Below are 11,688 nucleotides of genomic sequence, written 5' to 3' on the forward strand. Positions count from 1 at the left end.
GCCGAGGCGCGCGAGATCGCCGGCACCAAGTTCCTGGCGCAGGTGCTGTCGGGCGTGTCGGGCAAGGATTTGCCGACGCTGATCGACGAACACAAGGCGCGGCTGGGGTCGGGCGCGGTGCTGCTGATCGCCGATACCGGCGGCAAGGCGGCGGTGGCGGCGGGCGTGACCGCCGACTTGACCGAAAAGCTGTCGGCGGTCGATCTTGTCCGCGCCGCGGTGGCGCAGCTGGGCGGCAAGGGCGGCGGTGGCCGCCCCGACATGGCGCAGGGCGGTGGCGCGGATATCGCCCGCGCGCAGGATGCAATCGGAGCCGCCGAGGCGGTGTTGGGAGGATAGGACATGCCTGCACTCTGGATCGCCCATGTGACGGTGACTGACGAAGAGGCCTATGGCAAATACGCCGCGCTGGCGACCGAGGCGATTGCCGCCCATGGCGGAACCTTCATCGCCCGCGGCGGCCGTTTTGTACAACTGGAAGGCCAGGCGCGGCCGCGCAACGTGGTGGCGCGTTTCCCTTCGGTTGAGGCGGCAGAAGCCTGCTACAATTCCGAGGTCTACCAGCGCGCGCTGAGCCATGCCCGCGACGCGTCGGAACGCGAGCTGATGATCGTCGAGACCAGCGAGTAACGCCCGGCCCTGACAGAATAACGCCCGGCCCTGACAAGGGCACCGGGCACGCGGGTGGTGCAAGGTGGTCTAGGGAATTGGCCGGGGCCTGGTGGCCGGGTCGGGCGGGCGGCACTGGGCCGCCCGCGCAGTCAGCTCCGCCAGCAGGCAGATTACGCCGATTTGGCCATCCGCTTGCGCTCGTGCGGATCGAGATAGCGCTTGCGCAGGCGGATCGCGTTCGGCGTCACCTCGACCAGTTCGTCATCGTCGATATAGGCGATGGCTTCTTCCAGCGACAAGGTGATCGGCGTGGTCAGCCGCACCGCCTCGTCCGAACCCGAGGCACGGACATTGGTCAGTTTCTTGCCTTTAAGCGGGTTCACTTCCAGGTCGTTGTCGCGGCTGTGTTCGCCGATGATCATGCCCTGATAGACATCGGCCTGCGCACCGATGAACAGCCGCCCGCGTTCTTCCAGGTTCCACAGCGCATATGCCACCGACTGGCCGTTTTCCATCGAGATCAGCACGCCGGCGCGGCGGCCGGGAATCGGCCCCTTATGCGGCGCCCAGGAATGGAACACCCGGTTCAGCACACCGGTGCCGCGGGTATCGGTCAGGAATTCGCCGTGATAGCCGATCAGCCCGCGCGACGGCACCAGGGCGACGATCCGGGTCTTGCCGGTGCCCGAGGGTTTCATCTCGGTCATCTCGCCCTTGCGGGCGCCGGTGATCTTCTCGATCACCGCGCCGGAATATTCATCATCGACATCGATGGTGACTTCCTCGACCGGCTCCAGCGTCTGGCCATCTTCCTCGCGGAACAGCACGCGCGGCCGCGAGATCGACAGTTCGAACCCCTCGCGGCGCATGTTCTCGATCAGAACGCCCATCTGCAATTCGCCGCGCCCGGCCACGTCGAAGGCTTCGCCGCCCGGCGTGTCGGTGATGCGGATAGCGACGTTGGATTCGGCCTCTTTCATCAGCCGCTCGCGGATCACCCGCGACTGCACCTTCTTGCCGTCGCGGCCGGCCAGCGGTGAATCGTTGATGCCGAAGGTGACCGAGATGGTCGGCGGGTCGATCGGCTGGGCGGGCAGCGGCGTTTCCACCGCCAGCGCGCAGATGGTGTCGGCCACGGTGGCCTTGGCCATCCCGGCCAGCGACACGATATCGCCGGCCACCGCCTCGTCGATGTCCTGCTGCTGCAACCCGCGGAAGGCCTGGATGCGGGTGACGCGGAACTGTTCGATCTTCTGGCCGATACGCGACAGGGCCTGCACCGTCTGGCCCACCTTCAGCCGACCGGATTCAACCCGGCCGGTCAGGATGCGCCCGACAAACGGGTCCGAACCCAGGGTGGTGGCCAACATGCGGAAATCTTCGTCCTGATGGGCGATCTGCCGCGGTTTCGGCACGTGATTGACCACCAGGTTGAACAGCGCCGACAGATCCTTGCGCGCCCCGTCCAGCTCGGCATCGGCCCAGCCCGAACGGCCCGAGGCATAAAGATGCGGGAAATCCAGCTGGTCGTCATCGGCGCCGAGATTGGCGAACAGGTCGAAACATTCATCCAGCGCCCGGTCCGGCTCGGCATCGGGCTTGTCGACCTTGTTCAGCACCACGATCGGGCGCAGCCCTAGCGCCAGCGCCTTGGCGGTGACGAATTTGGTCTGCGGCATCGGCCCTTCGGCGGCATCGACCAGCAGCACGACGCCATCGACCATCGACAGGATGCGCTCGACCTCGCCACCGAAATCGGCGTGGCCGGGGGTGTCGACGATGTTGATCCGCGTCCCCTTCCACTCGACCGAGGTGGCCTTGGCCAGGATGGTGATGCCGCGTTCGCGTTCCAGGTCGTTGGAATCCATTGCCCGCTCGGCCACGGCCTGGTTGGCGCGGAAGGCGCCCGACTGTTTCAGAAGCTCGTCAACCAGGGTGGTTTTGCCATGGTCGACATGGGCGATGATGGCGATGTTTCGCAGATCCATTTCCGGTGCCTTTGGTGATTCCGCGCCGGACTTATCCTGCTGCGATGCAGAAGGCCAGAGCGCATGGGCCGGAACCGGCCCGACCAGCGGGATCGCGGCGGTGCAATCCGGCCGGAATGCGCGGGCGGCCGCCCGCAGGCCTAGTGGGTGGCGGTGCCCGAAAACAGCTGGATCACCGCGATGCCGGCAATGATCAGCGCGATGCCCAGCACCGCCGGCAGGTCCAGCGCCTGGCGGAACACCACCCAGCCGATCAGCGCGATGCAGACGATCCCAACCCCCGACCAGACGGCATACAGCACGCCGACCGGGATGAATTTCAGCGCCAGCGACAGCAGGTAGAAGGCCACGCCATAGGCCAGCACCACCACAATCGAGGGCCACAGACGGGTGAATTGCTGGCTGGCCTGCAGTGCGGTCGTGCCGACCGTCTCGGCCACGACCGCAAGCAGAAGATAGACAAAATGAAGCGGCATGGACAGGGCCTCGGAAATTGCGGGACTGCCTGCTGTCCGGCGGTCGCAGGCCACGTCCTGTCTACTGACGCCCCTCGGCAAGGTAAAGCGGCGCCGCACGCTGTCTTCGAATTGCTGCGTTTCGCCGCGTTTCGTATCTCTGCCGCGCCCCGGCCCTTGCACCGGGGCGCGATCTCGTGTCGGTCGATCCGTGCCGCAGCAAGCCCGGACCGGCCGGAATGGAGACTGATGCGCCCCTCCGCTGACCGGGGTCCGCCGCTATTCGGCGGGCCACAGCCCGGTTGTCAGGAAATGCGCTGCCTCCGCCAGGCTGATCCGCTCGGCCACGGCGGCGCGGATGCGGTCGCGAACGACCTGCTTGCTGGGCGACAGCGAGGACTGGCTGTTCTTGGCGATGGCGCGCACCCGCTGCCATTCCGCCTCATCGAGTTGCATGAGCGGAACGCGCGCGGCGCGCAGCAGGCTGTTGGCCGCCTCCAGCGACCTGTCGTCTGCACCGGTCAGATCCTCAAACCGGATGTGATACCGGCGCTCGTCTGGATAGGCGCGATAGGCGTAAAGCAGTGACAGATAGGCATTCAGTTCGCGCTCGACCGCGATGCGGATATGCCGTTCGGTCACGATCAGCCGTTTGCCGAAATCCCTCGCCAGATGCGAGGCAATGGCTTCCACCGGATCGCGGGTGATCAGCAGGAATCGGTCGATCCGGTGATCGTGCTCGTGCTGCTGGATCTGATTGGTGAAGTGCGACTTGTAAGCGATTGGTTCCGCTTCGCTGATCACGATCAGCCGCGCCTGCTGATTCGGGTTGCGGCTGTGAATGGGGGTGTCTCGGCTGGCCCCGGGGCAGCCCATGGTTGGCCTTTGCGTGGCATATTCCAGCAGCGCCCTGACCAAGTGATTGCCGCTGCGCGGATAAGAGGCGACATGCCAGACGGGCATGAACCGGCGTTCGAGCTTCATGACGGTCGAACTCCCGCCCGGGCGAGGGGGCCGCCGTGTCGTTTTTTTATACTCATACTGCTCTCGCGTTGCTGTCGTACCCGCCTTAAACGCGGCCGATTTGACATTCCGTCGCTACATTGCGGCGCTTTTCCGTCAAAAAAATCGGGGGCCAAGCGCCCCCGTCTGCAACCGCGATGCTGGCTGGCCTCCAGCGCCAAGGTGCCAACGGTTTAGGCCACCAGCGCAAGAACAAGGTACAGGTATTGCGGGGGCATGGGGGAAATCCTGTTGCTGACGTGGAGAATTGGCGGCCGCAGCCGGGGCGCACCCTGTCCAGCGGTGCCATTGGTGCGGATAAAGCCGATGCCGCCGGTCTTTGAAACGTCGTGATTTGCCCCGGTTGTCGCCGCATTCTGCGGGTTTGGTTTTACAGCCGCGATGGTGCGGCGGTGTGTGGAAATTGCAGCGACACCCGGTGTTCTGGAACCGGGTGCGGCCGTTTCAATTGACGAGTTTAGGCGCGAAAGGCCCTATACCGGCAATCGAGCGCAGAACGTAAAAAGCGAGGCAGAGCGATGAAACTGGAGCTTGTCGGCAGCCGGGCCGTGATCGAGGCCGCGGGGATCGACGGGGGCGTGGCCGACCCCGACATCACCACCCTGACCAACGGCAATATCCTGGTCTCGTGGACGGAATATTTGTCGCAGCCCACGGATCTGTTCGACGATACCGACGGCGCGGTCTTCGCGCAGGTCCTGGACAGCGACGGCACCGCGATCAGCGAAATCATTCAGATCAACGATTACACGCCGCATGACCAGCACGGCCCGCAGGTTGTGGCCATTGCCGGCGGCGGGTTCGGCATCAGCTGGACCAACACCGCCACCTATGGCGACGATCCCGCCGATTCCGACATCTTCATGAAGTTCTTCTTCGCCGATGGCAGTGAGATCGAGAACCTGTTTCTCGATGTGCAGGAGGATTCTCCCGGCACCGATCTGGTGACCGACGTGGTGCAAGAGATCGTGCCGCTCAGCGAAGATCGTTTTGCGATGGTACGCTCACAGGCCGACAGCGAGGGCGCTTCGGCCTATATCTTTGATTCCGGTGCCACCGTCACCTTTGGCCTGTCCGGCTCGATCGACGATGTCGCCCAGCTGGCCAATGGCAATATCGTGGTCGCCGGGGTGGAAAACGCGGCGGCAAATTACGACCGGATCCGCCTGGAGATGTTCAGCGACCGGTTCCGCGCACCCGACGATATCGACGGGGTCTATTCCTCGCTGAAATTCTATATCAACGGCACCCGCGACACGTTGAAGGCGGCGGACAACCTGGAACTGGCCGCGCTTGGCGGCGGCGGCTTCGCGCTGGCCTATGTCGAACAGGTGGATGACGACAAATCCACCATCCGGTTGGCAATCCTGAGCGACGAGGCGCTGAAACAATCCGACCGCCCGGAGCTAACGCGTGATTATTCCTTCGACAGCGAAAAGGCCGAATTCGACATGATCGGCCTGTCGGGCGGCGGTCTGGCCATGGCGGTGTCGCGGCCGGATACCGGCGCCACCGGCACCGGGGTCGATATTCTGCTGTTTGATGCCAATGGCGAGCTGAAGACAACGTTGATGGCCAGCACCAGCGATGCAGGCGACCAGGCCAACCCGGCGCTGACCGAATTGGCGGATGGCCGCATCGCGCTGGCCTATACCGACCTGTCCGACACCGGCACCGCCGGTGCCGCGACGCCGCTGCGCCTGTCTTTCTTCGAGGTGACCGGCGGCACCGCCAAGCTGTTCGGCACCGCTGGCGACGACGTGCTGGCCGGGGTGGGTGGAAACGACCGCATTCTTGGCGGTGACGGCGACGACACCATCCGCGGCCGCAATGGCAATGACCGTTTGTTCGGCGAGGATGGCAATGACCAGCTGCTGGGCGGCAATGGCAAGGATGCGCTGCGCGGGGGCGGGGGCAATGACACCCTGCTGGGCGGCTCCGGTCATGACGGGCTGGGCGGCGGCGCCGGGCGCGACCGGCTGGAAGGCGGCGCCGGGCGCGACATCCTGGGCGGCGGCGCCGGCAATGACCGGCTGATCGGCGGCGCCGGCGACGATTGGCTGAAGGGCGGCGCCGGCAATGACCTGATGAAAGGCGGCGGCGGCAGCGACACTTTCCATTTCGTGCGGGGCCGGTCCGGCACCGACACGGTACAGGATTTCGACGCCGCCGAGGACATCCTGTCGATCAATCTGCGCGGCGGAAAGGCCGCGCAGGTGGAGGTCGAAGCCTCGGGCGGCGACACGGTGGTCAGCTTCGGTTCGGCCTCGGTGACGCTGCAGGATGTGACCCTGGCCAAGGCCGATATCGATTTCCTGTTCAGCTGAAATGCTGAACCGCTGAAACCAAAAACGGGGGCGCGAGCCCCCGTTTTTTTGTTGCGATCAAACGCTGCGCAACCCGCGCGCCGCCTAACCGGCCAGCGCCTTGTTCAGGTTCTCGTCGATCTTCTCCAGGAAGCCCATCGTGGTCAGCCAGCCCTGGTCAGGGCCGACCAGCAGCGCCAGGTCCTTGGTCATGAAACCGCTTTCGACGGTCTGCACCACCACCTGTTCCAGCGTCTCGGCAAAATGTTTCAGCGGTGCGTTGCCATCCAGCTTGGCGCGGTGTTTCAGCCCGCCGGTCCAGGCATAGATCGAGGCGATGGAATTGGTCGAGGTCGCCTCGCCCTTCTGATGCTGGCGGTAATGGCGGGTGACGGTACCATGCGCCGCCTCAGCCTCGACGATCTTGCCATCCGGCGTCATCAGCTGCGAGGTCATCAGCCCGAGCGAGCCGAACCCCTGCGCGACGGTGTCGGATTGCACGTCGCCGTCATAGTTCTTGCAGGCCCAGACAAAGCCGCCATTCCATTTCATGCAGCAGGCGACCATGTCGTCGATCAGCCGGTGTTCGTACCAGATGCCCTTTTCCTTGAACCGGTCGGCGAATTCCTCGTCGAACACCTTCTGGAACAGCAGCATGAATTGCCCGTCATACTGTTTCAGAATGGTGTTCTTGGTCGACAGGTACAAAGGCCAGCCCAGCTCCAGCGCGTAATTCATCGAGGCGCGGGCAAAATCCAGGATCGACTGGTCGAGATTGTACATCCCCATGTACACGCCGGCCGAAGGCGCCTTGTACACCTCTTCCTCGATCACCGTGCCGTCCTCGCCGACAAATTTCATCGACAGCGTGCCGGCGCCGGGAAACTTGAGATCGGTTGCCTTGTACTGATCGCCAAAGGCGTGGCGGCCGATCACGATCGGCTTGGTCCAACCCGGCACCAGGCGCGGCACGTTCTTGCAGATGATCGGCTGGCGGAAGACAACGCCGCCCAGGATGTTGCGGATGGTGCCATTGGGCGAACGCCACATCTTCTTGAGGCCGAATTCCTCGACCCTTGCCTCGTCGGGGGTGATGGTGGCGCATTTGATGCCGACGCCGACCTCCTTGATCTTCTCGGCTGCGTCGATGGTGATCTGGTCCTCGGTGCGGTCGCGCTCCTCGATGCCCAGGTCGTAATAGAGCAGATCGATGTCCAGGTAGGGCAGGATCAGCTTTTGTTTGATGAAATCCCAGATGATCCGGGTCATCTCGTCACCGTCGAGTTCGACGACGGGGTTGTCCACCTTGATTCTGCTCATCCCGGCTCTCCTTGGCGGGGGCGCATGGCCCGTTTTGGTTTCAACTCCGTGACGTGCCCGGCAATCTGCCGGTTCCATTCTTCCAGTTGGGGGCGGCGCGGGCGCAGGTCGCCCGCACCGCCCGGTCTGTCGATCAGCCGATGATGCCGTTCAGCGTGGCGCTGGGGCGCATCACCGCGGCCATCTTGGCCGGATCGGCGTGGTAATAGCCGCCGGTATCGGCCGGGGCACCCTGCACCGCGGCCAGTTCGCCGGTGATCTTCGCCTCGTTCTCGGCCAGCGCCTTGGCGATCGGGGCGAATTCGGCGGCCAGCTCGGCATCGTCGCTCTGCGCGGCCAGCGCCTCGGCCCAATAGCGTGCAAACCAGTAATGGCTGTCGCGGTTGTCGGGCTCGCCCACCTTGCGGCTGGGGCTGCGGTCATGGTCCAGGATGCCCTGGGTCGCCGCATCCACCGCGTCGCCCAGCACCTGCGCCTTCTTGTTGCCCTTGGCCTCGGCCAGGAACTTGAAGCTTTCGCCCAGGGCGCAGAATTCGCCCAGGCTGTCCCAGCGCAGGTGGTTTTCCTCCTGCAGCTGCTGCACATGTTTGGGGGCCGAGCCGCCGGCGCCGGTTTCGAACAGCCCGCCGCCATTCATCAGCTTGACGATGGACAGCATCTTGGCGCTGGTTGCCAGTTCCAGGATCGGGAACAGGTCGGTCAGATAGTCGCGCAGCACGTTGCCGGTGATGGCGATGGTGTTCTCGCCCTTGGTGATGGTTTCCAGTGAGGCAATGGTCGCCTCTCGGGGCGCCATGATCTCGAATTTGTCTTCCACACCCTTGGCTTGCAGGATCGGCTTCACGTAGTTGATCAACTCGGCATCATGGGCGCGGTTCGCGTCCAGCCAGAAGATCGCGCGATAGCCGGTCAGCCGCTGGCGGTCGATGGCCAGGTTGACCCAGTCCTCGATCGGCGCCTTGCGGGTCGAGGCCGACCGCCAGATATCGCCGGCATCGACCGCGTGTTCATGCAGGACGGTGCCATCGTCCAGGATCATCTTGACCGTGCCCGCCGCCGGGATCTCGAAGGTGGTGGGGTGGCTGCCGTATTCCTCGGCCTTCTGCGCCATCAGGCCCAGGTTCTGCACCGTGCCGGCGGTGGCCGGGTTCAGCTTGCCATGTTGCTTGAAGAACTTGATGGTGGCGTCATAGACCGGCGCATAGGAATTGTCGGGGATCACGCAGTTGGTGTCGTGTTCCTTGCCGTCCGGGCCCCAGCCCTTGCCGCCGGCGCGGATCAGCGCCGGCATCGAGGCGTCGATGATCACGTCGGAAGGCACATGCAGGTTGGTGATGCCGCGATCGGAATTCACCATGTACATCGGCGGGCGTTCGGCCATGCAGGCCTCGATTGCGGCCATGATCTCGGCATCGTCCTTGACCCGTTCCAGCAGCGCGCCGAGCCCGCCATTGGGATTCACCCCAAGTTCCCTCATCTTGTTGCCATGGGCCTCGAAGACCGGCGCCAGCCAGGCCTTGACCGCGTGGCCGAAGATGATCGGGTCCGAGACCTTCATCATCGTTGCCTTCATGTGCAGCGAGAACAGCGTGCCTTCCGCCTTGGTCGCCTCGATCTGTTCGGCCAGGAAGGCATCCAGAGCCGCCGCCGACATGAACGTGGCATCGACCACGGTGCCGGCGGGATATTTGATGCCGTCTTTCAGTACGGTTTCGCCATCGGCGGTTTCCAGCACGATCTTGGCGGTGGCGGCAGAACCCAGCGTTGCCGATTTCTCGTTCGAGAAGAAATCGCCGCCGGACATCGAGGACACCACGGTCTTGCTGTCGCCGGTCCAGTCGCCCATGCGATGCGGGTTGGCCTGGGCGAATTTCTTCACCGCGACGGCGGCGCGGCGGTCCGAGTTGCCCTCGCGCAGCACCGGGTTCACCGCCGACCCCTTGATGCTGTCATACTTGGCGCGCACCGCCTTTTCCGCATCGGTCGTCGGTTCATAGGGATAATCGGGCAGGGCATAGCCCTGCGCCTGCAGCTCTTTCACCGCCGCCACCAGCTGCGGTTCCGAGGCCGAGATATTGGGCAGCTTGATGACATTGGCCTCGGGCGTCTTCACCAGCTCGCCCAGTTCGGCCAGGTCGTCCGAGATCCGCTGTGCCTCGGTCAGCGCCTCGGGGAAGGTGGCCAGGATGCGGCCCGCCAGCGAGATGTCCTTGGTGCCCACCGTCACGTCTGCCGCGGCGGCAAAGCGCTGGATGATCGGCAAAAGCGAGGCGCTGGCCAGTTCCGGCGCTTCGTCGACCTTGGTGTAGATGATGTCGGGAGTGGTGTTTTCTGCCATTTTGCGCCCTTTCGATCCGGCCTTGCGACTTGCCGCGTCTCTACCGCAACGGGGCGCGCGAGGGAAGAGGGTATGCCATGGTATACCGTATTTCCACCCCGGTTCGGCTAGTCCGTGCTGTTGGCGCTGAACCAAGCGGCAATGCGCGGGCGGATATGCGCCCAGATCCCCGGTGCGGCGCGCCGGATCGGGCTTCCCACGCGCGCCTCCAGCTGATCCAGTGTCACGCCATATTCGCGCCAGGTGCCGCCGCCATTGGCCAGGTTGGCCAGCGGCGTCTGCACCCGGTCGATCGCCTTGGCAAATTGCGCATCCGCGGTTTCGGCGGCTTCGAACTCGTCCCACAGCGCGCGAAACTCGCGGGCCTGGTCCAGCGGTAGCAATCCGAACAGCCGGTCAGCCGCCGCCGCCTCTTTCGCGGCCATGGCGGCATGGTCAACCTGGCCGTGGATCGGCGCGTCGCCGGCATCGATCTCGACGATGTCATGGATCAGCAGCATCCGCAGCACTCGGCCGATATCGACCTCCGGTCCGGCCTGGTCGGCCAGGAACAGCGCATACAGCATAATGTGCCAGCTGTGCTCGGCGGAATTCTCGTGGCGGGAATTGTCGATCAGCTTTGACGCGCGCAGCACCGATTTCAGCCGGTCGGCCTCGGCCAGAAAGGCCAGCTGCGCCTCCAGCCGCTGGGTCATTCCTCCGCGGGCGACACGGCCTTGGGGCCGCCGCGCGCCTCGGCCAGCTTGGCGTTCAGGAACCGCCGCGCGGTGGCCTCGGACAGCCGCACGCGCATCTCGGTCAGGAACGCCTCTTCCAGCGTCTGCGACGAGGCGCCCAGCACATTGCCCACCTCGACATACAGCCGGTCATTGCCGGTTTCATCCATCGCCTTCATCGTGTCTTCGGCCAGTTTGGCGGCCAATGTCTCGATGGTGCCCATATCAGCGTGTGTTTTCCGTCAGTCGGCGTTTCACATATTCGGTCACATTGTCGATCAGGGTGGTCATGTGCTGGTCCTGAAAGAAGTGATCGGCGCCCGGAACTTCCTGATGGGTGATGGTGATTCCCCGCTGATCATGCAGTTTGCCGACCAGCGCGGTGGTATCGGCGGGCGGCGCGACGCGGTCGGCGCTGCCATTGATGATCAGCCCCGAAGACGGGCAGGGGGCCAGGAACGAGAAATCATACATGTTCGCCGGCGGCGACACGCTGATGAACCCGGTGATCTCCGGCCGCCGCATCAGCAGCTGCATGCCGATCCAGGCGCCAAAGGAAAACCCGGCAACCCAGCAATGCTTGGAATTGTTGTTCATCGACTGCAAATAGTCGAGCGCCGAGGCGGCATCGGACAATTCGCCGATGCCCTGATCGTATTCCCCCTGGCTGCGCCCGACTCCGCGGAAGTTGAACCGCAAAACCGTAAAGCCCATATTGTAAAAGGCATAGTGCAGGTTATAGACGACCTTGTTGTTCATGGTGCCGCCGAACTGCGGATGTGGATGCAGGACGATGGCGATTGGGGCGTCTTTTTCTTTTTGGGGGTGGTAGCGGCCCTCGAGGCGGCCTTCGGGTCCGGGAAAAATGACCTCGGGCATGTTGCGTTGGGTCCTGTCGCTGCAAGGCCAGGAAGAGACCGAAAATCTTGA

At 64.2% G+C, this 11,688-nt stretch carries 11 protein-coding genes; 3 read left to right on the forward strand and 8 right to left on the reverse strand.

Annotated elements, in window-relative coordinates; all coding sequences use genetic code 11:
• Together CVM52_RS07935 and CVM52_RS07940 are read left to right on the forward strand one after the other, a co-directional pair.
• Window positions 1-339 (forward strand): DHHA1 domain-containing protein (locus tag CVM52_RS07935; RefSeq protein WP_240620899.1); only part of this gene is annotated, 339 nt, incomplete at its 5' end.
• A 3-nt stretch (window positions 340-342) separates the two neighbouring features.
• Window positions 343-630 carry a DUF1330 domain-containing protein gene (locus CVM52_RS07940; protein ID WP_100161976.1) on the forward strand — a complete coding sequence of 96 codons (288 nt, stop codon included), beginning with the start codon at window positions 343-345 and terminating at the stop codon, window positions 628-630.
• A 152-nt stretch (window positions 631-782) separates the two neighbouring features.
• On the opposite strand, the gene typA is transcribed toward CVM52_RS07940, so the two are convergent.
• The 3 genes from typA to CVM52_RS07955 all read right to left on the reverse strand — a co-directional run bounded on the left by typA (window position 783) and on the right by CVM52_RS07955 (window position 4,039).
• Window positions 783-2,600 (reverse strand): translational GTPase TypA, encoded by a 1,818-nt coding sequence (gene typA, locus CVM52_RS07945; protein ID WP_100161977.1) that lies wholly within the window; start codon window positions 2,598-2,600, stop codon window positions 783-785.
• A 140-nt stretch (window positions 2,601-2,740) separates the two neighbouring features.
• Window positions 2,741-3,076: a DMT family transporter gene (locus tag CVM52_RS07950; RefSeq protein WP_100161978.1), complete on the reverse strand. Its 336-nt coding sequence runs from the start codon at window positions 3,074-3,076 to the stop codon at window positions 2,741-2,743.
• A 258-nt stretch (window positions 3,077-3,334) separates the two neighbouring features.
• On the reverse strand, window positions 3,335-4,039 hold the full coding sequence (locus tag CVM52_RS07955; protein WP_100161979.1) for a sulfotransferase family protein: 705 nt from the start codon (window positions 4,037-4,039) through the stop codon (window positions 3,335-3,337).
• Window positions 4,040-4,596: 557 nt separating this feature from the next.
• Here CVM52_RS07955 and CVM52_RS27440 point away from each other — a divergent pair.
• On the forward strand, window positions 4,597-6,405 hold the full coding sequence (locus CVM52_RS27440) for a calcium-binding protein (RefSeq protein WP_205964909.1): 1,809 nt from the start codon (window positions 4,597-4,599) through the stop codon (window positions 6,403-6,405).
• 84 nt (window positions 6,406-6,489) lie between these two features.
• Here CVM52_RS27440 and CVM52_RS07965 read toward each other — a convergent pair whose 3' ends face one another.
• The 5 genes from CVM52_RS07965 to CVM52_RS07985 form a co-directional block, all read right to left on the reverse strand.
• The gene (locus CVM52_RS07965) at window positions 6,490-7,704 is read right to left on the reverse strand and encodes an NADP-dependent isocitrate dehydrogenase (RefSeq protein ID WP_100161980.1); all 1,215 of its coding nucleotides are present in this window, start codon (window positions 7,702-7,704) and stop codon (window positions 6,490-6,492) included.
• Window positions 7,705-7,837: 133 nt separating this feature from the next.
• Complete coding sequence (locus CVM52_RS07970) at window positions 7,838-10,042, reverse strand: NADP-dependent isocitrate dehydrogenase (RefSeq protein ID WP_100161981.1); 2,205 nt, start codon at window positions 10,040-10,042, stop codon at window positions 7,838-7,840.
• 107 nt (window positions 10,043-10,149) lie between these two features.
• Complete coding sequence (locus CVM52_RS07975) at window positions 10,150-10,737, reverse strand: HD domain-containing protein (RefSeq protein ID WP_100161982.1); 588 nt, start codon at window positions 10,735-10,737, stop codon at window positions 10,150-10,152.
• Window positions 10,734-10,982: a hypothetical protein gene (locus CVM52_RS07980; RefSeq protein WP_100161983.1), complete on the reverse strand. Its 249-nt coding sequence runs from the start codon at window positions 10,980-10,982 to the stop codon at window positions 10,734-10,736. The genes CVM52_RS07975 and CVM52_RS07980 overlap by 4 nt, the downstream gene beginning before the upstream one ends.
• A 1-nt stretch (window position 10,983) precedes the next feature.
• Window positions 10,984-11,637: an alpha/beta hydrolase gene (locus CVM52_RS07985; protein ID WP_100161984.1), complete on the reverse strand. Its 654-nt coding sequence runs from the start codon at window positions 11,635-11,637 to the stop codon at window positions 10,984-10,986.
• Between the last annotated feature and the right edge of the window lie 51 nt (window positions 11,638-11,688).

The sequence above is a fragment of the Pseudooceanicola lipolyticus genome (assembly GCF_002786325.1).
In the GTDB taxonomy this organism is placed as follows: Bacteria; Pseudomonadota; Alphaproteobacteria; order Rhodobacterales; family Rhodobacteraceae; genus Pseudooceanicola_C; species Pseudooceanicola_C lipolyticus.

Coding starts and splice junctions, on each gene's coding strand:
- CVM52_RS07940 (WP_100161976.1), top strand. CDS start 343: ATGCCTGCACTCTGGATCGCCCATGTGACGGTGACTGACGAAGAGGCC.
- typA (WP_100161977.1), bottom strand. CDS start 2,600: ATGGATCTGCGAAACATCGCCATCATCGCCCATGTCGACCATGGCAAA.
- CVM52_RS07950 (WP_100161978.1), bottom strand. CDS start 3,076: ATGCCGCTTCATTTTGTCTATCTTCTGCTTGCGGTCGTGGCCGAGACG.
- CVM52_RS07955 (WP_100161979.1), bottom strand. CDS start 4,039: ATGAAGCTCGAACGCCGGTTCATGCCCGTCTGGCATGTCGCCTCTTAT.
- CVM52_RS27440 (WP_205964909.1), top strand. CDS start 4,597: ATGAAACTGGAGCTTGTCGGCAGCCGGGCCGTGATCGAGGCCGCGGGG.
- CVM52_RS07965 (WP_100161980.1), bottom strand. CDS start 7,704: ATGAGCAGAATCAAGGTGGACAACCCCGTCGTCGAACTCGACGGTGAC.
- CVM52_RS07970 (WP_100161981.1), bottom strand. CDS start 10,042: ATGGCAGAAAACACCACTCCCGACATCATCTACACCAAGGTCGACGAA.
- CVM52_RS07975 (WP_100161982.1), bottom strand. CDS start 10,737: ATGACCCAGCGGCTGGAGGCGCAGCTGGCCTTTCTGGCCGAGGCCGAC.
- CVM52_RS07980 (WP_100161983.1), bottom strand. CDS start 10,982: ATGGGCACCATCGAGACATTGGCCGCCAAACTGGCCGAAGACACGATG.
- CVM52_RS07985 (WP_100161984.1), bottom strand. CDS start 11,637: ATGCCCGAGGTCATTTTTCCCGGACCCGAAGGCCGCCTCGAGGGCCGC.